Annotated in this window: 23 protein-coding genes; 12 read left to right on the forward strand and 11 right to left on the reverse strand. The window is 70.1% G+C overall.

Going from position 1 to position 25,496, the window contains the following annotated elements; all coding sequences use genetic code 11:
* Positions 1-13 precede the first annotated feature (13 nt).
* Positions 14-232, reverse strand: a complete 219-nt coding sequence (locus FZO89_RS00470; protein WP_149101424.1) for a hypothetical protein — start codon at positions 230-232, stop codon at positions 14-16.
* Between the two features lie 628 nt (positions 233-860).
* Between FZO89_RS00470 and FZO89_RS00475 the strand changes: the two genes are divergently transcribed.
* Positions 861-2,399: an alpha-N-arabinofuranosidase gene (locus FZO89_RS00475; protein ID WP_149101425.1), complete on the forward strand. Its 1,539-nt coding sequence runs from the start codon at positions 861-863 to the stop codon at positions 2,397-2,399.
* A 166-nt stretch (positions 2,400-2,565) separates the two neighbouring features.
* Here FZO89_RS00475 and FZO89_RS00480 read toward each other — a convergent pair whose 3' ends face one another.
* The 3 genes from FZO89_RS00480 to FZO89_RS00490 all read right to left on the reverse strand — a co-directional run bounded on the left by FZO89_RS00480 (position 2,566) and on the right by FZO89_RS00490 (position 5,920).
* Positions 2,566-3,606 carry a S66 peptidase family protein gene (locus FZO89_RS00480; RefSeq protein WP_149101426.1) on the reverse strand — a complete coding sequence of 347 codons (1,041 nt, stop codon included), beginning with the start codon at positions 3,604-3,606 and terminating at the stop codon, positions 2,566-2,568.
* A 137-nt stretch (positions 3,607-3,743) separates the two neighbouring features.
* Positions 3,744-4,793 carry a GGDEF domain-containing protein gene (locus FZO89_RS00485; RefSeq protein ID WP_149101427.1) on the reverse strand — a complete coding sequence of 350 codons (1,050 nt, stop codon included), beginning with the start codon at positions 4,791-4,793 and terminating at the stop codon, positions 3,744-3,746.
* Between the two features lie 578 nt (positions 4,794-5,371).
* Positions 5,372-5,920 carry a YaeQ family protein gene (locus tag FZO89_RS00490; RefSeq protein ID WP_149101428.1) on the reverse strand — a complete coding sequence of 183 codons (549 nt, stop codon included), beginning with the start codon at positions 5,918-5,920 and terminating at the stop codon, positions 5,372-5,374.
* Between the two features lie 254 nt (positions 5,921-6,174).
* On the opposite strand from FZO89_RS00490, the gene FZO89_RS00495 reads away from it, so the two are divergent.
* The 3 genes from FZO89_RS00495 to FZO89_RS00505 are packed head-to-tail and all read left to right on the forward strand — an operon-like array spanning position 6,175 to position 9,310.
* Positions 6,175-7,032: an N-formylglutamate amidohydrolase gene (locus FZO89_RS00495; RefSeq protein ID WP_149101429.1), complete on the forward strand. Its 858-nt coding sequence runs from the start codon at positions 6,175-6,177 to the stop codon at positions 7,030-7,032.
* A complete protein-coding gene (locus FZO89_RS00500; protein WP_187470983.1) occupies positions 7,029-8,252 on the forward strand; it encodes a tyrosine/phenylalanine carboxypeptidase domain-containing protein in 1,224 nt (407 codons plus the stop codon). The genes FZO89_RS00495 and FZO89_RS00500 overlap by 4 nt, the downstream gene beginning before the upstream one ends.
* Positions 8,249-9,310, forward strand: a complete 1,062-nt coding sequence (locus FZO89_RS00505) for an ATP-grasp domain-containing protein (RefSeq protein ID WP_222928059.1) — start codon at positions 8,249-8,251, stop codon at positions 9,308-9,310. Before FZO89_RS00500 ends, FZO89_RS00505 begins: the two co-directional genes overlap by 4 nt.
* Before the next feature lie 78 nt (positions 9,311-9,388).
* Here the strand turns inward: FZO89_RS00505 and FZO89_RS00510 are convergent, their stop codons facing one another.
* The gene (locus tag FZO89_RS00510; protein ID WP_149101431.1) at positions 9,389-10,201 is read right to left on the reverse strand and encodes a DUF5694 domain-containing protein; all 813 of its coding nucleotides are present in this window, start codon (positions 10,199-10,201) and stop codon (positions 9,389-9,391) included.
* A gap of 189 nt (positions 10,202-10,390) precedes the next feature.
* On the opposite strand from FZO89_RS00510, the gene FZO89_RS00515 reads away from it, so the two are divergent.
* Positions 10,391-11,086, forward strand: a complete 696-nt coding sequence (locus FZO89_RS00515; protein ID WP_149101432.1) for a hypothetical protein — start codon at positions 10,391-10,393, stop codon at positions 11,084-11,086.
* On the opposite strand, the gene FZO89_RS00520 is transcribed toward FZO89_RS00515, so the two are convergent.
* The gene (locus tag FZO89_RS00520) at positions 11,083-11,895 is read right to left on the reverse strand and encodes an alpha/beta hydrolase (RefSeq protein ID WP_149101433.1); all 813 of its coding nucleotides are present in this window, start codon (positions 11,893-11,895) and stop codon (positions 11,083-11,085) included. The two genes, FZO89_RS00515 and FZO89_RS00520, sit on opposite strands and share 4 nt — an antisense overlap.
* Positions 11,896-12,299: 404 nt before the next feature.
* Between FZO89_RS00520 and FZO89_RS00525 the strand changes: the two genes are divergently transcribed.
* The gene (locus FZO89_RS00525) at positions 12,300-14,957 is read left to right on the forward strand and encodes a glycoside hydrolase family 3 C-terminal domain-containing protein (protein ID WP_262378679.1); all 2,658 of its coding nucleotides are present in this window, start codon (positions 12,300-12,302) and stop codon (positions 14,955-14,957) included.
* Between the two features lie 146 nt (positions 14,958-15,103).
* Complete coding sequence (locus FZO89_RS00530; protein ID WP_149101434.1) at positions 15,104-16,093, forward strand: alpha/beta hydrolase; 990 nt, start codon at positions 15,104-15,106, stop codon at positions 16,091-16,093.
* A gap of 145 nt (positions 16,094-16,238) precedes the next feature.
* Here FZO89_RS00530 and FZO89_RS00535 read toward each other — a convergent pair whose 3' ends face one another.
* A complete protein-coding gene (locus FZO89_RS00535; protein WP_149101435.1) occupies positions 16,239-17,102 on the reverse strand; it encodes a PA4780 family RIO1-like protein kinase in 864 nt (287 codons plus the stop codon).
* Positions 17,103-17,222: 120 nt separating this feature from the next.
* Between FZO89_RS00535 and FZO89_RS00540 the strand changes: the two genes are divergently transcribed.
* The 3 genes from FZO89_RS00540 to FZO89_RS00550 all read left to right on the forward strand — a co-directional run bounded on the left by FZO89_RS00540 (position 17,223) and on the right by FZO89_RS00550 (position 19,717).
* Positions 17,223-17,945, forward strand: a complete 723-nt coding sequence (locus FZO89_RS00540; RefSeq protein WP_149101436.1) for an rRNA pseudouridine synthase — start codon at positions 17,223-17,225, stop codon at positions 17,943-17,945.
* A 115-nt stretch (positions 17,946-18,060) separates the two neighbouring features.
* Positions 18,061-19,125, forward strand: coding sequence for an ROK family protein (locus FZO89_RS00545; RefSeq protein ID WP_187470984.1), 1,065 nt, complete (start codon positions 18,061-18,063; stop codon positions 19,123-19,125).
* 112 nt (positions 19,126-19,237) lie between these two features.
* Complete coding sequence (locus tag FZO89_RS00550) at positions 19,238-19,717, forward strand: VOC family protein (protein WP_149101437.1); 480 nt, start codon at positions 19,238-19,240, stop codon at positions 19,715-19,717.
* A gap of 109 nt (positions 19,718-19,826) precedes the next feature.
* Here FZO89_RS00550 and FZO89_RS00555 read toward each other — a convergent pair whose 3' ends face one another.
* Positions 19,827-20,237 carry an Lrp/AsnC family transcriptional regulator gene (locus tag FZO89_RS00555; protein WP_187470985.1) on the reverse strand — a complete coding sequence of 137 codons (411 nt, stop codon included), beginning with the start codon at positions 20,235-20,237 and terminating at the stop codon, positions 19,827-19,829.
* A 182-nt stretch (positions 20,238-20,419) separates the two neighbouring features.
* Between FZO89_RS00555 and FZO89_RS00560 the strand changes: the two genes are divergently transcribed.
* A complete protein-coding gene (locus FZO89_RS00560; protein WP_149101439.1) occupies positions 20,420-20,788 on the forward strand; it encodes a RidA family protein in 369 nt (122 codons plus the stop codon).
* Between the two features lie 82 nt (positions 20,789-20,870).
* On the opposite strand, the gene FZO89_RS00565 is transcribed toward FZO89_RS00560, so the two are convergent.
* Positions 20,871-21,197, reverse strand: a complete 327-nt coding sequence (locus tag FZO89_RS00565; RefSeq protein WP_149101440.1) for a hypothetical protein — start codon at positions 21,195-21,197, stop codon at positions 20,871-20,873.
* A gap of 391 nt (positions 21,198-21,588) precedes the next feature.
* Here FZO89_RS00565 and FZO89_RS00570 point away from each other — a divergent pair, with 391 nt between their 5' ends.
* Positions 21,589-23,283, forward strand: coding sequence for a hypothetical protein (locus FZO89_RS00570; protein WP_149101441.1), 1,695 nt, complete (start codon positions 21,589-21,591; stop codon positions 23,281-23,283).
* Positions 23,284-23,510: 227 nt separating this feature from the next.
* On the opposite strand, the gene FZO89_RS00575 is transcribed toward FZO89_RS00570, so the two are convergent.
* Both FZO89_RS00575 and FZO89_RS00580 read right to left on the reverse strand, forming a co-directional pair.
* Positions 23,511-24,581, reverse strand: a complete 1,071-nt coding sequence (locus tag FZO89_RS00575; RefSeq protein ID WP_149101442.1) for a phosphotriesterase family protein — start codon at positions 24,579-24,581, stop codon at positions 23,511-23,513.
* A gap of 268 nt (positions 24,582-24,849) precedes the next feature.
* Complete coding sequence (locus tag FZO89_RS00580) at positions 24,850-25,203, reverse strand: hypothetical protein (RefSeq protein ID WP_149101443.1); 354 nt, start codon at positions 25,201-25,203, stop codon at positions 24,850-24,852.
* Positions 25,204-25,496: the final 293 nt, after the last annotated feature.

Below are 25,496 nucleotides of genomic sequence, written 5' to 3' on the forward strand. Positions count from 1 at the left end.
GAAGACGCGAAGGCTATTTTTCGTAACACTTGATGCTGTGATTGGTGGCGAACTGTCCGTCCGTCAGCCCCGTGAGCTCCTTGATCGCGGTGTAGTCCTTCTCCACCATCGCCCTGCGCTCGGCGTCGGACAGGCCGGCGCGCCGCATCACCGCCTCCGGATCCTTGTCGTACTCCGCGGCCAGCGCCGCATCGCTGCCCAGCTTGCGCATCAGATCAAGCAGTTTCGACATGCTTCTCTCCCCCTGAATAGACCACGCATCGTCACCCCGCGAACGCGACCTGGCGCGATGCAGTGACCCCATGACAACCACCACGACGCGTGCGCCGCATCCGGCGCCGCATAACAGGCCGACATTAGCACAGGACCATGCCGTTCCGGCGCCTGCGGCCGGCGCTTGCGCGCCCGCGGCGGAGACCCGGACACGCTCGCCGGGCGGTGCGCCGCAGGTTCGCGATGGCGCCCGGTCGCCGCACCGTCCGGGCAGGTCCAAAGCCCCCGGTCGCGTGCGCACGACCACGCGCCACCATGTCGAAACAGGTGGCATCGCATACGCAACCGCATATGTGCGTCCTGCCGCGCTCCGGATTGCCGCTACGGGGCCGGGAAGCGATCGGCGCTCGCCAATGTCCGCAGGATCGTGGCGTTCCGGGGTACCGGTGCGCTGGCACGCCCGGGCTGCAAACGTTCCCGTCCCGGATGTTCCGGCCCAAGCGCACGTGCCGGCGGTGCGCGCGATTCGACTCCGCCACGGCTTTTCGACAGACTCTGCCCCGTCCGCCGCCAGGCACGTCTGCGTCCATCGCGCGTACGCAAGGCCTGGCTGCGGACCCGTCCAGCCCAAGGAACGCCAAACGCCCATGACCGTCCTGACCTCCCTGCGCGCCGCCGCCTGCTGCGTGATGCTCTCCGCGACCCCGCTCCTCGCCTCCGCGGGCACCGTCACCGGCAGCGTGCGGGCCGACCAGCCCGGGCCGGTGATCGCACCCGAACTCTACGGCCAGTTCATGGAGCAGCTCGGCACCGGCATCGACGGCGGCGTCTGGGTCGGCCCGGATTCGGACATCCCCAACACCCGCGGCTTCCGCAACGACGTGCTGGCGGCGCTGAAGGAGCTCCAGGTCCCGGTACTGCGCTGGCCGGGCGGCTGCTACGCCGACATCTACGACTGGCGTACCGGCATCGGCCCGCGCGACCAGCGTCCGGTCACCCTCAACCGCTGGTGGGGCAACAAGGAAGAGCACAACGCCGTCGGCACCCACGAGTTCTTCGAATTCGCCGAGATGCTCGGCGCCAGGACCTTCCTCAACGTCAACGTCGGCACCGGCAGCCCGCGCGAGGCCGCGCAGTGGGTGGAATACATCACCTCGCCCACCAATTCGACGCTCGCGCAGGAGCGCCGCCGCAACGGCCGCGAGGAGCCGTGGAAGATCGACTTCCTCGGCATCGGCAACGAGCCCAACGGCTGCGGCGGCCGCATGCGTGCGGAGACCTTCGCCGACCTGTTCCGCCAGTACTCGGGCTTCATCGCCCCGCATGGCGGCACCACGATGATCGCCTCCGGCCCGGACGCGACCAGCGCCGAATGGACCCGCACCACGATGGAGATCGCGGGCGAGCATCTCGACGCGTTCTCGATGCACTACTACACCCTGCCCACCGGAGACTGGAGCGCGAAGGGCCCGGCCACCGGCTTCGACGAGGCGCAGTGGCTGGCCACGTTCGAGCGCACCTACATGATCGAGCCGATGATCCGCGAGCAGTCCGCGATCATGGACGAGTTCGATCCGGAGGCGGAGAAGGCGCTGGTGATCGGCGAATGGGGCACCTGGTACGACCCGACGCCGGGCTCGCCCGGCGGCTGGCTGCAGCAGCAGAACAGCATCCGCGACGGGCTCGTGGCTGCGGTCAACCTCAACATCTTCCACCGCAACGCCAGGCGCCTGCGGGTGGCGGGCATCGCCCAGATGGTCAACGTGCTGCAGGCGATGCTGCTGACCGACGGCGCGAAGATGCTGCGCACGCCCACGTACCACGCGTTCCGGATGTACCGGCCGTTCCAGGGCGCCACTTCGCTGCCGCTGCAACTGGACTCGCCCGGTTACGGCAGCCTCCAGGCCGTCGACGGCACCGCCGCGCGCGGCCGCGACGGCAAGCTGCATGTCGCGCTGGTAAACATCGATCCGGACACGGCGATGGAAGTCTCGCTGTCGCTCCAAGGCGTGCAGGCGACCCGCGCGTCCGGGCAACTGCTCACCGCCGACGCGATCGACGCGCACAACACCTTCGACGATCCGGACCATGTGAAGCCCGCGCCGTTCGATGGCGCGCGCATCTCGGAGGGGACGCTGACCACCACCCTGCCCGCCAAGTCGCTTGTCGTGTTGACGCTGGAGTAACCGCGAGGCGAACACGGTTGCCGGCCCGCAGAGACCGCCTCGCAGGTTCCGGCCCGCGATCCGGAGGCGGCTCCGTCGTACCTGGCGGCATCCGGACACACCGCCTGCCGCGCATCCATCGCCGGCGGCAGGCGGCTCCCAACCGGCGTGTGCGGACCGGAGCGTTCTAGGCGGACTGGAACACCGGTTCGAGCAGCCGGAAGGTGCCGGCGTCGGCATCCAGTTCCACCTGCCCCCCGACCGGCACGATGAACTGCTGGCGGATGTGGCCGATCATCGCGCCGCGGTAGGCCGGGATGCCCAGCGGTCTGATGTGGTCGTCGAGGATCTGCGACAGGGTCAGTGAGCCGTAGCCGTCGCCCGGGTCGCAGTCGGTGCACTCGCCGAAGATGAAGCCGGCGATCCGGTCGAGCGCGCCCATCAGCCTGAGCGTGGTCAGCATCCGGTCCACCCGATAAGGCGCCTCGGATACGTCTTCCAGGAACAGGATGCGGCCATCGAAATCCGGCAGGTAGGGCGAGCCGGCGATGGCGGTGAGCACCGTGAGGTTGCCGCCCACCAGTTCGCCCCTCGCCTTGCCGCCCGTGATGGTGACCGTGCGGTTCCTGCGCGGCACCAGTTCGTCGCCGGCCTCGACCAGGTTCCGGTAGTGCATCAGCTCGCGCTCGAAGAACAGGCGCCGGAACTGGTCGACGTTGAAGCGGTTCCAGCTCCCCGCCCCGATCGGACCATGGAAGGTCACCAGACCGGTCTTCGCGTGGATGGCGCTGTGCAGCGCGGTGACGTCGGAATAGCCGAGCAGCGGCTTGGGGTCGGCGCGGATCGCGTCGTAGTCCAGCAGCGGCAGCAGGCGCGCTGCACCGGAGCCGCCGCGCGTACAGATGACGGCGCGGACGTCCGGGTCGGCGAACGCGGTGTTGATGTCGCCGGCGCGCTGCGCATCGGTCCCCGCGAGGTGGCCGCGCCGCGCGGCGTAGTGCGCGCCGGTCCGCACCGTGAAGCCCAGCGCCTCCATCACCTCTTGCGCCAGTTGCAGGTCGAAGCTGTCGTCGACGGCCGACGACGGGCTGACCAGCGCGACGGTGTCGCCTGGCGCGAGCGGCCTCGGCAGCAGGGGCGCTTTCGGCGCCGCGGCCGCGCCAGCGCCGGCGAGCGGAAGCAATGCGCCTGCCAGCGCCGCGTTGCCGATGAAATCACGCCTGCGCATCAGGGCCGCCTGTGGAAGCTGGGATACGAAGCAGGGTACCAACCCTGGCATGGGCGCAACAATCCGCGAACCGACAGAATCGCCGCCAGACCCGCCTGCGGGCGTGGATCGAACTCGAAGAAGCGCGACCTGCGGCTTCAGTCGCCCGCGAAGCCCGCACCAGGCGACGATGCAGCGCGTTCGGGGTCGCCGTCGCCGGTGCGCACATCGATCACCGTGCAGTTGCGGCCACTGCGCTTGGCGCGATACATCGCGGCATCCGCGCGGGCCAGCCAGTCCGTCGCCGATTCGCCCGGACGGAATGGCGCGGCGCCGATGGAGATGGTGATTCCCCTGCCCCGGCACTGCACCTCCCCATCCACGGCCATGCGCAGTTTCTCCGCAATGCTCCACAACGCTCCGGTATTGGCCCCCGGCAAAAGCAGGCCGAACTCCTCACCACCGAGGCGGAAGAACCGGTCGTTCACGCGCGTGCTCCGGCGTACAAGTTCAGCCACCTGTACCAGCACGTCGTCTCCGGCCTCATGGCCGAAGCTGTCGTTGACCTGCTTGAAACGGTCCAGGTCGAAGATCAGGAATCCGAGCGGGATCCCGCTGCGGATGCTGGACGCGATGGCGATCTCCAGTTCCGCCTGCATGCCGCGGCGGTTGATCGCGCCGGTCAATGGATCCTGGACCGCGATCGCCTCGAGCTGGGACCGCTGCAGTTCCGCACGCGATGCGAAGACGAAGGAGAACAGGCTCATCACCACCGACGTGGTCACGAACATGACCTTCTGCAGGTTCGAGGCCAGCGCCGCGTCGCTCGCGGTGATCGCCGCCACCGCCAGTGTCGAGATCAGCAGCGCCGGCCAGCGCCCCACCAGCAGGAAGTTGGCGACCAGCACCGGATACACCCAGAGCACCCCGGGCAGGCCGGCCAGGTGCGCCACGGCGATGCAGCCGATGGAATACGTGACCGACATGAAGTTCGCGGCGCCCACGGTCCTTCCTGTCCGCCACGCGTAGACCGAGCCGGCCGCGATGCCCGAGACGATCAACATGTCGAGGATCCCGATGGCGCGTTGTCCCACCATGAAGCGAAAAAACGCGAAGGGCGTAATGCCCAGCACGGTGATCGTGCCGAACATCACCACGATCGCGAGGTGGAAGTCGCCTTTCAGCCTGGTCCAAAGCCTGGTCCACATGACGGGTTCAAGGTCCTCGTGAGGAGCGCGATGCGCGGCTGCGTTGGCGCGGCGATGGGGCATCGCCCGGCGGGCCCCAACTGGGGAAACCCGCACGCAAAGCGCTTCAAACTAGTCAACCGCGGTGCGGAGCGGCGTGAACGCGAGACGTTCCGGGGCTTCGTTGCGGGGGGGGAGGTCGGCTCCGGCCGTGTGCCTGTGCGATGCCCGTTCTCAGGACCGTCGTGCGCCTCCTCCCACCGCGCGCGCCAGGGCCAACCACCGCTAGACCGGACGCGATTGTGCATTGCAGCAGACCCGAAGCGGGTTGGTCTTGCGGATGGTCCACCCAGGGTATCGGCCACGACCGCCGGATATTGAGTAGCCAGTTCCCATACCAGACCGCCGGGTGCGAACCGAAGCCCGAGGCCACAGGGCCGGCACTCGCGGATCAGGACAGGCTGTCCATGGAGGCCGCGGGTGAGCGACCGTCCCTCCCCCCGCCCGGCAGGAGTGCGCGCCGCGCGCTTCAAAGCGGCCCGGAGGCGCTGCATTACCCTTTCCACTTCTGCGCTGATCGATCGACCCGCGCAAGGAAGCTAGCGGGCAGCGTTCACCCGCACGCGCGGCGTCATCGCCACGTTGGCATGCTCGCTCATCAGCTGCAGCTCGCCATCCTGGATCATCGCGGTCAGGCGCATGCCGCGTTCGAGCAGGCCGACCGTGGCCTCGACGTCATCCGGCGCGAGATCGAGCACCGTCAGGTTCTTCAGCCGCGACAGCGCCGGCGCGGTCCTGTTCCACCAGATCTCGGCGCCGTTGCCGCTGTAGTTCACCACCACCACCTGGCGCGCGCGTGCGCAGGCCTTGCGGATCCGGCTTTCGTCCGGCTGTCCGAGGTCGATCCAGCGCTCGATGTCGCCGGTGTAGTCGCGTTGCCACAGGTCGGCGTCCTCGTCGCTGCTCAGCCCGCGACCGAACTCCAGCCGTTCGTCGGCGTACAGCGCGAACGCGATCAACCGCACCATCAGCCGGGCCGGCGTCTCGGACGGGTGCTGCGCCAGCGTGAGGTTGTGGCTGGCGTAGTAGTGCCGGTCCATGTCGCTGACCTGCAGTTCCAGCTTGTAGATCGTCGAATTGGGCGCCATGGGACGGCCGGTGGGAAAGAGGCGCGATTGTAGTCGGATGGGCGAAGGATCGTCGCGGCGCCGGTCGCGGGCGGAGACCGCCGCCTCCGGTCGTGGGTGGATCCAGCAGCGGACGTTGGCGGCCCCGTCGCGTCGCGCAGCGGTTCGCAAGCGCTCCGTGGCCGCATCGTCCGTGGCCGCAGCGAAAGACACGCGTGGCGCGGCGTCGCCGTCCATCACGGCACGATCATTCTGCCGATGACAGCATTCCGCCCATGATCGGACGCGCGACCCACGACCGGCCAACCGCCTTCTTCACGCCGCAGGACCTGTTCGCACCCACGGAATCCGCACGGGCATGGGACGTCTCCGTGGCCGACGGTCCCGTTGTGGCGACGGCGATCCACGACGGCCATGCGATCCGCCCTTCGCTCAGGCCATTGATGGCGTTGTCGCCGCAGCAGCGCCTGCGCGAGGAGGATCCGCTGACGGGGTTGCTGACCACGGTGGGCGACGTGCGCATCCGCGTGCCCACGTCGCGTTTCGAGGTCGACCTCAACCGCCCGCGGGACGGCGCGGTCTATGCGCGGCCGGAACACTGCTGGGGCCTGGAGGCGTGGCACGCGCCCCTGCCCGCTGCGGAGATCGAGCGTTCGCTCGCAATGTGGGACCGCTTCTACGCGATGGTGACCGAGTTGCTCGATCGCATGCTCGAGCGCTGGGACGCCGTGCTGCTGATCGATCTCCACAGCTACAACCACCGCCGGGACGGCGCCGACGCCCCGCCGCAACCGCAGGCGGACAATCCCGACATCGAACTCGGGCTCACCACGGCCGATCCCGGACGCTGGGGCGCGGTGGCCGAACGCTTTGCCGACGCGCTGCGCGCGGTACCGCTACACGGTCGCGCGCCCGACGTGCGGGCGAACGTGCGCTTCCCCACCGGCGGCCACTTCCCGGAGTGGGTCTACGCCAGGTGGGGTGCGCGCGTGTGCACGATCTCGCCCGAATACAAGAAGATCTTCATGGACGAATGGTCGGGCCATGCGGACATCGCCGCGCTCAATGCGTTGCGCGAGGGCCTGCACAAGGCCGTCGAGGCGGTCCGGCCGATGTTCGGACGCGCCCGATGAGTCGCGAAGCCGCGACGCCTGGCACGCGGGCGTTGCCGCGGATCGCCGCCGGGGTCGACGCCGCCCTCGCCTCGATCGATGCGGAGCTCGACTGGCTGCTCGCACTCAGTCCGCTGGGCACCGACGCCCTGTGGGACGAGTTCGACGCCAGCGGCCGCACCCGCGTCTCACCGCTGCGCTATGCCGAACCCGCGCTCGATCTCGACGCCACGCGACGGCGGCTGCTGGCACTGCCGATGGACGACATCGAGTCGCCCCTGCTCGCTGGCGTACTGTCGGAAAAGCAGCGAGAACTCGACCGGACCATCGAGCTGGTGCGCCTGCGCGGCACCGACGGCTTCATCGCCGCGAGCATCGACCTGTTCGGCGGCGTCGAGGCGGGCCTGCTCGAACTTGCGAACCGGATCCTGGCCGAGGTCGCGGCCAGCGATCCGCTGCCGGCGGACAGCGGCGTGGACGAGGTGGTAGCCGCCGTCGAGGCGGAGGTGGCCTGGTACCGCACGCAAGCGCCGGACTTCGGCCTGGAGATCACCATCGATGCCGACATCGGCTCGCTGATGATGGTCTCGCACGGCAGGCTCTACCTCGACGCGGAGCTGCGTCTGCCGCGGGCGCGCGTACAGCCACTGGTGCAGCACGAGGTCGGCACCCACGTGGTCACCCGCTACAACGGCGCGCGCCAGCCCCTGCGGCAGCTGGCGGTGGGCCTTGCCCACTACGATCCGCTGCAGGAGGGGCTGGGGGTGCTGGCCGAGTACCTGTGCGGCTATCTTCCCGGCGAGCGGCTGCGGATCCTGGCCGCCCGCGTGCTCGCGGCCGACATGGCGATCCACGACGCGGGCATTCCGGCGATCTTCGCCTGCCTGCACGAGGATCACGGCTTCGCCACCGACGACGCCTTCGACGTCGCCGTCCGCGCCCTGCGCGGCGGCGGGCTGACCAAGGACGCGGTCTACCTGCGTGGCCTGCGCGACCTGCTCGACGACCTGCGCGGCGGCGGTGCGTTCGAACCCCTGTTCGCGGGAAAGTTCGCCCTGTCGCACCGCGTGGTGCTGCAGCAGTTGGCCGAGGCCGGCTGGGTGGCGCCGCCCGCGCTGCTGCCGCGCTACACCGCCGCGGACGACTTCGCCCAGGCGCTGGCGCACTGCCGCACGCTCACGGTCGACGCGCTGTACCACGCCCATCCCCCCCGGACCCCCGCCCAGGAAGTGCCCGCATGAGTGGCAAACCGATGCACCTCGGTTTCGTCGTCAACGACGTCGCGACCGAAAAGAACAACTACACCACCATCCGTCTCGCGCGCGTGGCCCTGAACCAGGGCCACCGGGTGGCCCTGATCGGCCTGGGCGACTTCATCTACGACGCCAACGGCACGGTCCGCGCGCGGGCGCACGTGCCGCGCGGCGGCCCCTACGAGGACGACGACGCGCTGCTGGCCGAGATCCAGGGCGAGGATGCGGACGTCGAGCGGATCGACGTCGAAGCGCTCGACGTGCTGATGCTGCGCAGCGACCCCGCGGAAGAGGTGGTCGACAGGCCGTGGGCGCCGAACAGCGCCCTGCTGTTCGCGCAGCTGGTGACGCGTCGCGGGGTGATCGTGCTGAACGATCCCACCCACCTCACCGATGCCTCCAACAAGACCTATTTCCAGCACTTTCCCGAGGACGTGCGTCCGGTGACCTGCATCAGCCGCGATGCCGACGAGATCAAGTCCTTCATCACCGCGCACGACGGCCGCGGCGTGATCAAGCCGCTGCAGGGGTCCGGCGGCCAGGGCGTGTTCGTGGTCAAAGGCGACGGCGGCGCAAACCTCAACCAGATGATCGATGCGGTGATCCGCGACGGCTACGCGATCGTGCAGGAATACCTGCCCAGGGCCGCCGAGGGGGACCTGCGCCTGCTCACGCTCAACGGCCGGCCGCTGCGGGTCGATGGGCGCTATGCCTGCTTCCGCCGCTACAACGACAGCGGGGATGCGCGCAGCAACATCAGCGCCGGCGGCAAGATCGAGATCGCCGAGCCCGATGAGGACGCCCTGCGGCTGGCGGAGATCGTCGCGCCCAAACTGGTCCGCGACGGCATGTACTTCGCGGGCCTCGACATCGTCGGCGACAAGCTGATGGAAGTGAACGTCGACACCCCCGGCGGCATCAACATGGCCGAGGAGCTGACCGGCGTCGACTTCAGCAGCCACATCGTCGCCGATCTCGCCCGCAAGGTGCGCCTGCGCAACCAGTACGGCGGCACCCTGCGCAACGTCGAACTCGCGATGCTGTAACCACGGCCGGCCCGCCGGCGGGTCGCCTTGCCTTGGCGCAACTGTCGCCGCCGTGGGACATCGCGCCGGCAGCTCCGCTCAATCGACCAGCCAGTCGTTGGCTTCCACCAGGTCCACGCCCGGCGCCTCGATCACGCACTGGCGCAGCAGGTGGGCGTGGCCGTCGCCATAGAACACCACCGCCCTGCCGCCGGCGGGCAGCGCCTGCAACAGGCGCGCGCAGATGCCGAGGTTGCGGGCGTACCAGGCCGAGGCCAGCGCCGCGCCGGGCTGCTCTGCGCCTTCGCCGAAGCGCAGCAGGTCGATGTAGAAGCCGTGCGTCTCCAGGGCGCGGCCGGGCGTGTTCATGTACCGCAACACGGAACCGAGGCTGCCCGCCGCGATCCGCCGGCTCATCTCCTGCACCTCGCGGCCTACCCGTGCAAGCGCCTCGTCCAGGCGTGCGCCGCTTCCGCGGGCATCGGCGAAGGCCTTGACCGGGCCGAACGGGAAATCACCGTCGACATCGATGCCGTCGACGCGTTCGAGTCCCATCCTCGCCGCCAGCCGGAAGCCCAGTTGCACCACCTCGTTGCGAGAGGGATCGAGCGACCCGGCGCGGTAGAGCGCATACCGCTCGTCCGTCACTTCAGGCTTCCACTCCACCATCACCGTGGTCGGCCGGAACCGTGCGAGGCCATCGGCGATCCGCTCGATCTCGGCCTGGCGGCCGTCGGCGAGCACGTCGTCCACCCGCAGGTTGAACATGTCGCGCCCGGGGTTCGAGAAATGGAACAGCCCCACGACCATGACCTGGGCCGGTGGCGACGAGGGCGGCGCGGGCTCGGCAGCCAGGGCGACGGGACCGGCGGCGAGCGCCAGCAGCATGGCGAACTTGCGGAAACGCGACATCGGTGGCTCCTGCGAGATCGACCGCCGTGGGATGCACGGCCGCACGAAAAGGTTCAACGGATCGGGAAGCGCGATCCGGCGGCAGCCTTCCCCGACCCATCCGGCGCAGGTTCGCCCGGCCCGCGTGCGGCCGCGGAATGGATCGCGGCGTGAACGCGGCCTTGCACCCGGCGGTGCTACAAGCTCGCGATGGCCCGCACGCGTCGAACCGACCCGCCACCCCCATCCGGCCTGCCAGGCGCCCTGCGCTGCCGTCGCAAGTTCCTGCGGCAGTTTCCCGGCGGCTTCCGCGATCCCACCTACCTCGACTGGGAACGCGACTACAAGCGCGAAACGCACCTGCGCTGGCACGAGGCGCTCTCGCGCGACACGTTCCGCCGGCTGCTGCGCGAGGACCAGGCCACGGAAGTGGCGGCGCGCGCGATGCGCGTGGAGCAACGCTCGCGCCACAGCATGCTGTTCTCGTTCGAGAAGATGGCCCTGCGCGACGCGCTGCGCTCGGCGGAGGGCGCGCACGCCTTCGCGCACGGGCTGTACGCCTACCTGCACGGGCGCGGCAGCCTGGAGCAGCGCTTCGGGCAATGGGTCGCCATCGTCGACGCGCTGCCGCGCCGGCAGACCCGGGTGCTGACCTGGCCGCTGGTGACCGTGTTCGGCTTCATCGCCCAGCCGACGCGACACATGTTCATGAAACCCAACACCATGCGCGCGGCGGCCCGTGCCTACGGCTATGAACTGCCCTACCGTTCACGACCGTCCTGGCAGACCTACGGCAGCCTGCTGGCCTTCACCGACCTGGTGCGCGAGGATCTTGCGGACCTGCGCCCGCGCGACATGATCGACCTGCAATCGTTCCTGTGGGTGCAGGGGTCGGACGAGTACTAGGGCCGCCGGCTCGCGCCTGGCGCGTGGCGCAGGAACCATCCGCCCACCAGGGAGCGCACGCGCGCGAGGTCTTCCGGCGCGCGTATCGCGTGCGGCAGGCCGGGGACCATCTCCAGTCGCAGGCGGCCGGCATCGTCGCCGTCGTAGTGCGGCGCGAGCGCGCGGTGCAGCCCGCGCACGCCGGCATCGTCCAGCATCGCATCCGCCGCGCCGTGCACGATCAGCAGCGCCGGCGGCGGCTCGCCACGCGCGATCTCGGCAGCACGCCCGGCGCCATCGGACCGACGGGCAAGCGCGCGTGTTTCCGCCGTCCAGCCGAAGGACCCGCCGCTGGCGCGCTCGTACGCGGCGACCGACGCGCCGAGCCCGGTCGAGGCATTGAGCAGCACCGCCGACTCCACCGTCACCTCGCCCTCCGCCAGCGCGTACAGCGCAGCGGCGCCGCCGGCGGAGAATCCGAACAGGCCGATGCCCTGGCCCGGCGCAAGGCAACCGAGCTTCCGCAGCGCATCGGCCACTCCGGGAAGTTCGCGCGCGGCACCCAGCACCACCGGCTCGAACACGCCCGTCGCAAGGTTCTCCGCCTGCCGTCGCGCCAGCTCCGACGGGTCCGCGGGCGCGCGTTTTCCGAACAGCGGGAGCCCGAGGTAGACCTTGACCGCAGGCACGTCGTCCATCGGCAGCAGGACCATCAACGCCTCTTCGCTGGCAGGCGGGCCGAAGCCGTGCCACAGCACGATGGGCGGCGCCGCAACGCGGGCCGGCACCCGGATGATCGCGGGCACGCCGGCGAGATCGACTTCGCTCACGCGCGGTGGTTCCCCGGGCGCGGACGCCGCGCACGCGCGCCCCGCACCAGGCGCCGTGGCCGCAAGGGCCGGAGAGGAAAGCAGGAATGCGAAGATCAGCCAGACGATGGGACGCATGGGGATGCCGGCATCGGGGAACGGACGGATCCTGCAGGGTCGGCGCGACCACCGGAAGGTCCGATCGTCACGGCTCACCGCATCCAGGTCGATTGGCGAACCTGCGCATAGACGCAGGTATATCGAAAAACGAATCGACCCATATCTGTCTTGGACCTGTCGTTTTGGCAGCATGCGACTTCGCTCGATCGGCGGGTCCGTGCCCGTCATCCGCGAGCGCTCGAAACCCGGTCGCGCGGTTTGCAGGGCCGACACCAGGAGAGTGGGATGCAGCTTCCGTGAACCGCATGCGCCTGTTCGCGCTGGCAGGCATGCTGGCCGCCGCCATGCCCCTGTCCGCGCAGCAGCCACCGCCGCGCGAGTCGCGCAGTGCCGAGGAGATGGCGAGCGCCCTCGTCGCCCGCATGAACGTCGACGAGAAGCTCCCGCAACTGCTCAACACCGCGCCGGCGATCCCGCGGCTGGGCGTGCCGCGCTACAACTGGTGGACCGAGTCGCTGCACGGCGCCCTGGGCACGATTCCCACCACCAACTTCGCCGAACCGATCGGGCTGGCGGCCACGTTCGACGACGCCCTGGTGCAGCGCGTCGCAGCTGCGATCAGCAAGGAAGTCCGGGGCCTGCACGCGCTCGCGCGCCGGACCGGGCGCACCGGACGGATCGGGACCGGGCTCAACACCTGGTCGCCGAACATCAACATCTTCCGCGATCCGCGCTGGGGCCGTGGCCAGGAAACCTACGGCGAGGACCCCTTCCTGGCCGCGCGCATGGGCGTCGCCTACGTGCGCGGCATGCAGGGCACGCATCCCGGGTGGATCGACGTGGTCGCCACGCCCAAGCACTACGCGGTGCACAGCGGCCCGGAGTCGACCCGGCACCACGCCAACGTCTACGTGTCGCGGCGCGACCTAGAGGACACCTACCTGCCGGCGTTCCGCGCCGCGATCGTCGAGGGTGGCGCCGGCTCGATCATGTGCGCCTACAACCGCGTCGACGGGCTGCCTGCCTGCGCCAGCGACCTGCTGCTCGACGACGTGCTGCGCGAAGCGTGGTCTTTCAAGGGCTACGTCGTCTCCGACTGCGATGCCGTCAAGGACATCCGCGCCAACCACCACTTCGCGCCGGACGCCGCGACCGCCGTCGCCGCGGCGATGCGCGCGGGCGTCGACAATGAATGCAGCGGCGCCACGCTCACCGATACCGACGGCCTGGCCGAGCCGTATCGCGAGGCCTTGCAACGCGGCCTGCTGACGATGGCCGACATCGATCGCGCCCTGGTCCGGCTGTTCGCCGCACGCTACCGCACCGGCGACCTGCCGGGCCTGCGGCCGCTGTCGACCGACAGCGCATCGCCGGAAGACGTCGGCGCCCCCGCGCACGCGGAACTGGCGCTGGAGGCCGCGGAAAAGAGCCTGGTGCTGCTCAAGAACGACGGCCTGCTGCCGCTGCGCGCGGATGCCCGCATCGCGGTGGTCGGTCCGCTCGGCGACGCGACCCGCGTGCTGCGCGGCAACTATTCCTCGCCGCAGTCCGCGCCTCCGATCTCGGTGTTCGAAGGGCTCAGGCGCGCGATGCCGGATGCGCAGGTGCGCCACGTGCCCTACGGCGTCTCGCATACCGATGGCGATCCGGTGCCGACCAGCGCCCTGCGCACGCCCGATGGCGAACCGGGCCTGCTGGCGCGCTACTACAACGCCGCCAAGGCGCCGCCGGCGCGGTTCGCGCCTGGCGAGCTCGACACCTGGATCCGGGACACCGGCTTCGAGCCGGCGCCTGTCGTCACCCGGGTCGAGCGCGACGTGAACTCGCGCAGCCTCGACCTGGCGCAGGTCCGCGACGTGCACCGCGTCGAGTGGACCGGCTACCTGGTACCGCCGGAATCCGGCACCTATCGCCTGGGCATCGCCGGCTTCAACGGCGAGATGCGCTTCGACGGCGAGCCTTTCGTCGACCTGAGCAAGGCGTCATGGAACAGCCTGCCGACGATGAAGACCGTGCAACTGGAGGGCGGCCGTCGCTACCCGATCACCGTGACCACGCAGGCGCGGATCCTCACCGGCATCGGCATGGTCTGGAAGCGCGTCTCCGAAACGCCCGAAGCCGACCTGCGCGCCGCGGCCGCGGACAGCGACGTGCTGGTGGCGGTGGTGGGCCTGACCTCCGACCTCGAGGCCGAGGAAGCGCCGATCGAGGTGCCGGGGTTCAAGGGCGGCGACAGGACCTCGCTCGACCTGCTGCCCGACCAGCAGGGCTTCCTCGAGGCCGCGAAGGCCACCGGCAAGCCGCTGGTGGTGGTGCTGATGAACGGCAGCCCGGTGAACCTGGCCTGGGCGAAGCGGCACGCCGACGCGATCGTCGAAGCCTGGTATCCGGGGCAGTCGGGTGGCCTTGCGGTCGGCAACGTGCTCGCCGGCCACGTCAATCCGGGCGGACGGCTGCCGCTGACCTTCTACCGCTCGGTCGAGGACCTGCCGCCCTTCGGCGACTACGACATGCGCGGCCGCACCTACCGCTATTTCGAGGGCACCCCGGTCTATCCGTTCGGCCATGGCCTGAGCTACACCCGCTTCGACTACGCGCCGCTGCAGGTGCAGCCGCACGCCGGAGGCGCATCGGAGGGACTGGTCGTGACCACCGAGGTGCGCAACAGCGGCGATCGCGCCGGCGACGAAGTCGCCCAGCTCTACCTCGACTTCCCCGACACCGAGGGCCTGCCCCGCATCGCCCTGCGCGGCTTCCGGCGCGTGCACCTGGCGCCCGGCGAGCGGCGCACGCTGCGTTTCGAACTCGATCCGCGCGATCTCAGCGCCGTGGACGCCGCGGGCCAGCGCCAGGTGATGCCGGGACGCTATCGCGTGTTCGTCGGTTCGGGCCAGCCGGGCGCCGGCGTAGCCGGCCGGGATGCCGCCTTCGCGATCGACCGGCTGCGCCCGGTGGCGCGTTGATGGACGTCGCGACACGCCGCCATGCGCAAGGGGTGATCGCTCCGATGCGTATTCGGATCGACCGCCGGTACGACCGTCCACCCGCACCATCCTCGGCCACTGCGGCGACGCCGCACGCCTCCACCCTGCCCTGCCGGAGCTTTCCGATGACACTCAAGACACGTTTGCAGCACGCCGTCGTCCGCGCCACGCGCAGGCGCGCGCCGATCGCGCTCGTCGCGCTGCTGGGCATGCTGTCGCTGCCTGCGTTCGCGCTGGACGACACCATGACGCCGATCGATGTGCCGCCCCAGCCCGATGCCATCGCCCTGGGCACCGGAGCCCTGCCCGATGCGCAGAACGAGGAATCCTGGCATCGCCAGTACGGCAGCGTCTTCGCCCGCAACGTCACCGAGGCCACGCTCACGCCGTTCCTGCCGGATCCCGCCAAAGCCACCGGCGCCGCCGTGATCGTGGCGCCGGGCGGCGGCTTCCGTTCGCTGTCGATGGAGAACGAAGGCTGGGACGTGGCGCGCGCGCTCGCCGATCGCGGCGTGGCCGCGTTCGTGCTCAAGTACCGCCTGAACCAGACCCCCGCCGACCTCGACGGTTTCGCGCGCTCGATCCGCGAGATGCTGGCGGGCCCGCGTCCTCCGCGCGATCCCGGTTCGCCCGAATCGGCGACCATGCTCGCCCCGCAACTGCAGGACTCGCGCGCGGCGTTCGCGCTGGTGCGCAGCCGCGCCGGCGAATGGCGCGTGGATCCCGACCGCATCGGCATGGTCGGGTTTTCCGCCGGCGCGATGCTGACCATGGTCACCGCGCTGTCCGGCGAAGACGCCAGGCCGGCCTTCATCGGCAACATCTACGGGCCGATCGCCGCGCTGCAGGTGCCGGCCGATGCGCCGCCGCTGTTCGTGGCGCTCGCCGCCGACGACGGGCTGTTCTCCAACAGCGGCTTCGGCCTGATCGAGAGCTGGCAGAAGGCCGGGCGCCCGGTCGAATTCCACTACTACGAGCGTGGCGGCCACGGCTTCGGCATGTACCCGAAGGACACCACCAGCACCGGCTGGTTCGAGGCATGGGTATCGTGGATGAAGATGCACGGCATGCTCGATCCGCCGGGCGAGGCGAAGGCGACCGCGCCGGCCGGTTGACCGGCGCGGCGCGGGGCCATTCCGCAACCAGCGAGGCGTCCGCGCGCAGGAGGACGAAGCGACCCGGCAAACAATGCCCGGGAATGGTCGTGGACGCACGCTCGCCAGGGCCGGCGCGCCGTGCATCCGCACCGCGCGCTGCACCTCAGTCCTGGTCGGATTCCGCCGCCGCCTCGCGTCCCTGCTGGCGGATCAGGGCTTCCTCGCGCGCATCGTTGATCGCGTGGCGCACGCCATCGACGTCGATCTCCGATTCGTCGTGGGCGAACACGCCGGTCAGCTCGCTGTCCGGCCGCAACTCGCCCGCCTCGAACAGCGCCCACATCTCCTCGCCGTACCAGGTCTCCAGCAGTTCCGGCGCGAATGCGCCCAGGCACGCGGTGAGGTTGTTGACGTCGCGCAGCAGCATCGTGCGCGCGGCGTTGTTGCCGGCGGCGCTCACCACCTGCGGGAAGTCGATCAGCACCGGGCCATCGGGCGCCACCAGCACGTTGTAGGCCGACAGGTCGCCGTGGATCAGGCCCACGCACAGCATCTTCACCACCTGTCGCACCAGGAAGCGGTGGAACCCGCACGCCTGGTCGTGCGACAGCTCCACCTCGCCCAGCCGCGGCGCCGAGTGGCCGTCGGCATCGACCACCAGTTCCATGACCAGCACGCCATGGAAGTAGCCGTGCGGCTCGGGCACGCGAACCCCGGCATCGCGCAGGCGGTAGAGCGCATCGACCTCGGTGTTCTTCCACTCGGCTTCCTGCTGCCGGCGCCCGTACCTGCTGGCCTTGCCGATCGCGCGCGCCTCGCGGCTGCCGCGCACCTTGCGCCCTTCCTGGTACTGCACACGCTGCTGGAAACTGCGCTGCGCCATGTCCTTGTAGACCTTGGCGCAGCGGATGTCCTCGCCCGCGCGCACCACGTACACCGCGGCTTCCTTGCCGCTCTTGAGCGGGCGCATCACCTCGTCGATCACGCCGTCGTCGATCAGCGCTTGCAGGCCTGCAGGGGTTTTCATGGCGTCTCGAGGGGAAAAACGGTGCGGCGCGCGGGCCGAAGCCGGGCCGCCGGCTGGAATCCGGGGCGACAGAGTGCCTGATCGCTACACTGCCTGTCCCGATTTCCGTGGCCCCGATTCATGTCCGATCCGGTTCGACTGTCCAGGCGCGTGGCCGATCTGGCGCGCTGCTCCCGCGGCGAGGCCGAGCAGTACGTGAAGGGCGGCTGGGTCCGGGTGGACGGACGCGTGGTGGAGGATCCGCAGCATCCGGTGGGCGGTGAAGCCGTCGAAATCGATCCGGCCGCGCGGCTCGAAACCGTCGAGCCTGCGACGATCCTGCTGCACAAGCCGGTCGGCTACGACACGATCAGCGGGCCGGAGCCGGCGGCGCGGCTGGTACATCCCGCGACGCGCTGGGACGCGGACGGGTCGGGCGTGCGCCTGCTCCAGCGCCACTTCCAGCGGCTGACGCCGCTGGTGCCGCTCGACCGCGACGCCAGCGGGTTGATGGTGCTGACCCAGGATGGGCGCGTGTGGCGGCGGCTCACCGAGGACGGCGACGAGATCGAACAGGAGTTCGTGGTCGAGGTCAGCGGTGAGATCGCGCCCTACGGCCTGCACAGGCTCAAGCATGGCCTGTCCTACGGTGGCCGCACCCTGCCGCCGTGCAAGGTCAGCTGGCAGAACGAGATCCGCCTGCGGTTCGCGATCAAGGGCGTGCAGGGCGGGCAGCTGCGCGACATGTGCGCGCAGGTCGGGCTGGGCGTGGTGGCGATCCGGCGGCTGCGCATCGGCAAGGTGTCGCTGGCGAAGATGCCGGTCGGTGCATGGCGCTACCTGCCGGTGGGCGAGCGGTTCTGAATCGCGGGCGCGGGCCCTGAGCGCGCGCCCGGCCGGCGCGGACCCGCCCTCGTCCACCGCGACCTCACCGGCGCCCGGCTAGCGTGGAGTCCTGTTCCCGCCGGGACTACCGCAGATGGCACGCAAGGCCGACCGACATCCCGACCCAGGGCAGGACGACCGCGGCCGGCACGGGGCGACCCGCCTGCCCGGCTTCGACATCGACCACTACAACCTGCCGCTGCGCGATCCGGAAGGCGACGGCTTCCTGGGCGACCGCGCCAGCCAGTCCGCCTTCCGCGAACTGCTGGACGTGGCACGCGCCCGCCACCTGACGGGTGAGGATCCGTTCGGCAGGACGCCTTCCGCCGAACTGGGCAAGGACGCGATCGACCTGGCCCTGGTCGGTGGCGATCCCGATGCCGCCCACGCGATCCACCTGGCCGTGGAGGAATACGCGCGCCGCCTGGCCTACGTGGTGCAGGTATTCCTGGCGCAGCCGCAGTGGCGCGGGGTGGAGCGCATCGTCCTGGGCGGGGGCTTTCCCGAGCACGAAACCGGCGAGCTGGCGATCCGCCGCGCCATGCGCCTGCTGCAACTGGCGGATACCGGCGTGACCCTGCACCCGTTGCGGCATGACCCGGACGAAGGCGGGCTGCTCGGCTGGGTGCCGCTGCTGCCGGAAGAGGCACGGGACCACGATGCCTTCCTCGCCGTGGACGTGGGCGGCACCAACATCCGCTGCGGCATCGTCGAACACCGGCTGCGCAAGGACGCGTACGGCGGCAAGGCGCGCGTGCTCGAAAGCCTCAAGTGGCGGCACGCGGGGGACGATCCGGGCCGGAACGAGGCCGTCGCTCGCCTCGCCGCGATGCTCAACGGCCTGTCCGCGTTCGCCCGTACGCTGGACCTGCGGCTCGCGTCGTTCGTCGGCATCGCCTGTCCCGGCCAGGTCGAAACCGACGGCAGCCTGTCGGCCGGTGCCCAGAACCTCCCGGGCGACTGGGAACGGCCCTTCCACCTGCCGGGGGCCCTGGGCGCACGACTCGACCCGATCGACGACATCCCCCCTTCCGTGGTGATGCACAACGACGCCGTGGTCCAGGGCCTGAGCGAGCTGCGGCGTATGCGCAAGGCGCGGCGCTGGGCGGTGCTGACCATCGGCACCGGGCTGGGCAACGCGAGCTACACCATGCGCTGAACGGGAGGCAGGCTGCCGCCGCCCGGTTGCGCCGGCTGTCGAATCCCGCGTTCCCGCCTCGTCGTAGGGGACAGGCGCATGAGTCGCCTGCCATCCATCACGGAGCATGAAGATGACCCACAAGAACACGATCTGCCTCTGGTACGACGGCAACGCACTCGAAGCCGCCACCTTCTATGCGCAGACCTTTCCCGACAGCGAGGTCACCGCCGTCCACCATGCACCCGGAGACTATCCCTCCGGCAAGCAGGGCGACGAGCTGACGGTCGAGTTCACCGTGCTGGGCATTCCCTGCATCGGGCTGAACGGCGGCCCGACGTTCAAGCACAGCGAGGCGTTCTCGTTCCAGGTGTCCACCGAGGACCAGGCCGAGACCGACCGGCTTTGGGATGCGATCGTCGGCAATGGCGGGCAGGAAAGCGCCTGCGGCTGGTGCAAGGACAAGTGGGGCGTGTCGTGGCAGATCACCCCGCGCGCCCTGATCGAAGCGACCACCGACCCCGATCGCGAGGCCGCCAGGCGTGCGTTCGACGCCATGATGACCATGCGCAAGATCGACATCGCCGCGATCGAGGCGGCGCGAAGGGGCTGACGTCCGCTGGTGGCGCTGGCATCGCCGTGCGCTCGCAACAGGCGAGCGCCACCGGTCGCGAAGCAGGACGCCGGCCGGAACGCTGTTCGCGCCGTCGTTCGCGCGGACTTCAGTAACGCGTCAGCACCACCGATGTCGTCACCTCGACCACGCCCGGCAGCGCGGCGATGCGATCGCGCGTCCCGTTGAGCGAAGGGGCGTCCGGGGCAGCGATCTCGACCAGCAGGTCGATTTCGCCCGACAGCGCATCGCATCGCACCACCTCCGGCATGGCGGTTAGCGAATGGACGATGCCCATGTCGGGCGTACGGGCGAGGCGCAGCATGCAGATCGCGGACAAGGTACCCGCCTGTGGCGCCGTTTCGATGGTGTAGCGGCGGATCGCGCCCTGCGCCTGCATGCGCGCGATGCGGTCGCGGACGCTGCTGCGGGACAGGCCGACTTCCGCGGCGAGCGTCTTCAGCGGACGGCTGGCGTCCTCGCGCAGCAGTTCCAGCAGGTGTCGGTCGATGGCATCCACGGGGCCGTCCATTTGACGGGCGCTGCCGGACGAATGTCGGGGCGCCGGCGAGACATGAGGCGGCATCATAGGGCACCCACGGCCCTCCCCTTTCCAGCATGCGACGACGTGACCTGCTGCCCTGCATCTCCGCTGCGCTGGCGTTCGCGATCCCGCTTCCTTCCCGCTCGAATCCGACCGACATGACCATCCAACCGATCGCGCCCACTGGCCTGGCGTATGCGCAGGCCAGCCTCGTATCCGGTGCCTCCCGCTGGCTCTTCGTCAGCGGCCAGGTGCCCGAGGACCCCGACGGCCGCATCCCGGACGACTACCCCTCGCAGTACCGACTTGCCTGGCGCAATGTGGAGACGCAGCTGCATGCCGCCGGAATGACGTTCGACAACCTCGTCAAGGCCACCATCTTCCTGTCCGATCGCGCCCTGATCGCGCAGAGCGGTGGCCTGCGACAATCGATCCTCGGCGACCGCTCGCCAGCCCTCACGATCGTGATCGCCGGGATCTACGACAGCCGCTGGCTGCTGGAGATCGAGGCGATCGCGGCGGCGTAGCGCGGCGGGCGCGCCGGTCCGAAGCCGCTGGGGCGTCGAACCGGCGCAGGGGAGACGATTCCTGCGCGGCGGCGCGGACGCCTCAGAGCTGGAGCGGATTCGAGCGAACCGGTTCTCCCTTCCTGCTGCAGGAGGGCGGGTTGGTCATGCCCATGCTCAGCAGGTTGCCGCCGTTGACCACGCACGTGAACTCGCGGCCGTCGTTCGCCTGGAGGTTGACGTAGGTGTTGGTGCCCTCGGTCCGGCGGCTGGCGATCGTCAGTTCGGAAGGCTCGTAACCCAGCACTCCGGCGGTCATCGACTGGATCCTCTCATCCGACAGGGTGTTGGTGCTCTGCGCGAGCGACGTGCAGCCGACGAGCAATCCGCCCGAAATGACGATCGCGATGAGCAAATGGGGAGCTTTCATGCGTCTACCTCCATGTAGGTTCGTCCACCATCGATGACGCATCGGCAGGTGCGTGGACGGAAGTCACCCGTCGCCGATCCGAGCACTCGATCCTTGTGCTGCGTGCAGTATCCCGCGCCATGGTGCCGCCGGCCATCGGAAAACCCCGACCCGCGTGTCGGACAATCACCCGGCCGCACACATGGCATTCCGATCGCCGCCATGCAGGAGCAATGGCCCCGTGGCAGCGGAAGCGCGAACGGACGCTCTGGCGATTGCCGCGATGCTTGTTCGGCGCTGTCCGCCGGTCGCATCGCCCCACGTTGGCACACTGGAGCCACGGCCGGCCGTACATGCCGTGGGCAGTTCGTCCGGTGGCAACATGCCGTCGGACCCCGCCAAGGAGCCCTGTATGCATCGCATCCGCCTCCCCCGTTCCGTCGTCGCGCGGCGTCCCCGGCGCCTGGGCCTCCTGCTGGTTGCGACCCTCGCCGCCTCGCCGGTCCTCGCCGCGCATGCCGCCGACCCACAGCAGCACGCCGGCCAGCCGCTGGGCACGGTCGAGTTCCCGGTGTCGTGCAATGCCGGGGCGCAGGCGGCGTTCGACCGCGCACTCGCGCTGCTCCACCACATGACCTACCCGCAGGCACGCGAGGCGTTCCGGGCATCCGCCAGCGCCGATCCCACCTGCGCGATGGCGCACTGGGGCGTGGCGATGACGCTGTTCACGCCGTTGTGGCCCACCCGGCCCGATGCCGCCGCGCTGCAGGAAGGCTGGCGCGAAGTCGAACTGGCGCGATCGCTCGCGCCCGAGGACGTGCGCGAGCGCGGTTTCATCGCGGCGGCCGGCGCGTTCTTCCGCGATCCGGAGCAATCCGACTACTGGGTACGCGTGCGGCGCTGGGAGGCCGCGCAGGCGGACCTGTACGACGCTTTCCCGGATGACGTCGAGGTGGCCACGTTCCACGCGCTGGCGCACATGGCCGGCGCACCGCCGACGGGCGACGAGGCGCGGCAGCGTGCGGAACGAGCGGCCGCCATCCTCGTGGCCATGCACCAGGCGCATCCCGGGCACCCCGGCGCGATGCACTACCTGGTCCATGCCAACGACGTGCCGGGGCGCGAGCACGAGTCGCTCGACGTGACCCGCCGCTACGATGCCGCCGCACCGCGCAACCCGCATGCGCTGCACATGCCGACCCACATCTACACCCGGCTCGGCGATTGGGACCGCGTGATCAGCGGCAATCGGCGCGCGGCCGAAGCCGCGCTGGAACATCCCGCCGGCGATCGCGGCCAGTTCGTCTGGGACGAATTCGCGCACGCCATCGAATACCTCGTCTACGCCCACCTGCAGCAGGGCGACGACGTCGCGGCCGCGGGCGAGATGGCGCGACTGCGGGCCGTGCCCAACCTGCAGCCGAGTGCGAAGACCGCATTCCACCTGGCGTCGATCCCGTCGCGACTTGCGCTCGAACGCGGCGACTGGGCGGCCGCCGCTTCGCTCGAACCGCGGCAGCCCGGTTCGCTCGACTGGGACCGCAACACCTGGCCGGAGGCGATCGTGCGCTTCGCACGCGGCACCGGCGCCGCCCGCCGGCAGGAACTGGCCGAGGCGCGCCTGCAACGCGCGCGACTGGGCGATCTTGAAGCCGCCACGCGGGCGAACGGCGAAGACCTGTTCGCCAACCACGTGCGCGTGCTCGCGCTCGCACTGGACGGATGGATCGCCCAGGCCGCGGAGGACCCGACGACCGCGCGTACGCGTCTGGAGGAGGCGGCCCGGCTGGAAGCTTCCATCCCGAAGCCGCCGGTCACGCCCGGTCCCACCCTCCCGGCCTACGAAATGCTCGGCGACCTGCTGTCCCTGCAGCAATCGCATGCGCAGGCACTGGCTGCCTACGAGCAGGCGCTGTCGCTGTACCCCAACCGCTTCAACAGCCTGCTCGGCGCGGCCCGCGCCGCGGAAGCCGCCGGGGAAAAGACGATTGCGAAGCGGCATTACGAAGGCCTGCTGGCCGTGGCGGCGCACGCGACGCGCCCGACGCCAATGGCCGAGGCGCGGGCGTACATCGGACGAGATCAGCAGGCGCCAGACCGCCCCTGAGACCGGCTCCTCGTCTGCGCCAGCCCGTGCCGCCGGCACGTTCGAGGGCGGTGTCGGGGATCCGTCCCGGTTCCGCTCCATCCGGAACGCCGTCGGCACCGACGCTCCGATGCCGCGCACTGGGACGACGCATTGCCCGCGGGACGATCCCGGCACCAAGCGCCAGGCGACTGCCGGATTCTTCGGCGCGTTCGGGGATGGATGATGCAGGCGGTGCTGCCCGGCGCCTACCCTCGCTGCAGGTCGAACGCAAACGCCTGCGCCGGATTGCGAACGAACAGGGCCTGCACCTCGTCCTCGCCAAAGCCGTCGGCGCGCAACGCCGGGATCAGGGTGGTGAACACAGGATCGAACGGATTGAACTCACCGCCATCCGGCACACCGGCGTCGTACCAGCCCGCATCCTGGGAAACCAGCACGCGGTGCAGCAGGCCCTCGTCGCGCATGCGGCGGATCAGTTCGAGGTAGCGATCCACCTGCCCCGGGCGGAAACCGTCGAACGCCACCCAGCCGCCGCGTCGCGCGGCACGGATGTGATGCTCCGCCAGCACTTCGTTCTGGGCGTGTACCCAGATCCATGCCGACGGATGCACGCCCTCGGCTTGCAGCAGGTCGAGCTGCTCGAATGCGCAACGCGCATTGCGGCCCGGCGCCACTTCCTCCCAGGGCCCGGTGTGCGCCGCGATCACCAGGCCGGTGTTGCGATGCGTGAGTGCCGCTGCGCGCACCACCTTGCGCTCGAGCTCGCTGAGCGGATCGCCCTCCAGGCCCAGCTTGACCAGACCCGGGCGCACGCCGCTGCCGTCGATGCCATTCCGCCATTCACCGGTCCAGCGCGCGGCCAGCTGCTCGCCCGTCCCTTCCAGCACATGGGGCGCGTTGAACCGGCCACCCGCGGCGACATAGGCCCCGGTCGCGACCAGCATGTGCAGGCCACTCGCCTGCGACAGGCGCCGGATGAGCCGTGGGTCCCGCCCGAGCGTGGTCGCGGTGCAGTCGACCAGCGAGCGGCAGCCCAGGCTGCGGATCTTCTGCAGATGCGGCAACACCACCCCGAGCACGGCATCCGCGTCCGCCGCGAGCGGGTGCGCCAGTTGCTCGGCGTACGGACGCAGGTCGGCGTACAGATGCTCATGGACGAGGGTCATGCCCAGTTCCGACGCCTCGATCTGGCCGTTCACCGTCATCACGCGTCCATTGCCGCGGGCTTGCGGATGCGTGGGGTGGCTGCGGCATCCCGGCAGGACCAGGCCGCCCGCGGAGGCCGCAAGGGTGGTGAGAAATGTCCTGCGCTTCATCCGCCTCACCCTCCGCTACCTGCATGGATCGACATGCCTGCGTGGCGTTCATCGCACCGCGCTGCCAGGCGGGCGTGCCCCGTCACCCGATGCGCGAGCCGTACCGTGTCCGCATGCGGGGAACACCTGTCGACCATCCTACGTACGCCTCGACCACGCGCGCAGGGTCGTCGCGGCGTTTCGTCGCGCGGATCCTTCGGTTCGCCGATTCCTGATCGCGCCGCCAACGTGCGTACCGGGTTGCACCGAACCCAGGGCAGGCAGTCCGCTACGGCAGGGTGAACTTCCGGCTGGGGCGCAACGGCCAGATGGAGGTGAAACGCGCGCCGCCCACCAGACGATGCGCCGCCGAAACGCTGTGCAGCACGCCCAGGTCCTCGAGCACGGTTTTCGCGCGCCGGAAGGAGTGCCGTGGATCGCCTGTCAGCACGAACAGGTCGATCTCCTTGGCCCCCACGTCGTATCCGTCGGGCACCGCGGCATCGCCCAGCACCTGCCTGAGCCGGTCCTCGATGGTCGCGAGGAAGCCTTCGTCCGTCAGCGACTTCCTCCAGAACCTGATCACGAGCTGATAGTCCATCGCCATCGCGTACTCCTGACGAACCACGCCGCGAAGCGGCATCGGATGGAACGTCCTGCCACGCATCCGCATCTGCGGATGGTCGCGTCGTGGAGTATGCCTGCAGGCGTCGAGGCACGTCCGCCCGTGTGAAAAACGCGGGTCGCCGCGTTCTTTGCGTGCGACCGGTTTTCTCCAGCCCGTTGCGGGGTGGGCTGCGCTGCCCCGGACCCGGGCTGGCCGGCGTCCATCCGCGGACACGGCATGCGCACGCCCCGGCGCCCGCAACTTCGCCCACGTGCCGCCCGGCGCAGCCGGCGCGCGTCGCAGTCGCCTTGACAGGCGCACATCGCCTC

Source organism: Luteimonas viscosa (assembly GCF_008244685.1).
GTDB classification, from domain to species: Bacteria; Pseudomonadota; Gammaproteobacteria; order Xanthomonadales; family Xanthomonadaceae; genus Luteimonas; species Luteimonas viscosa.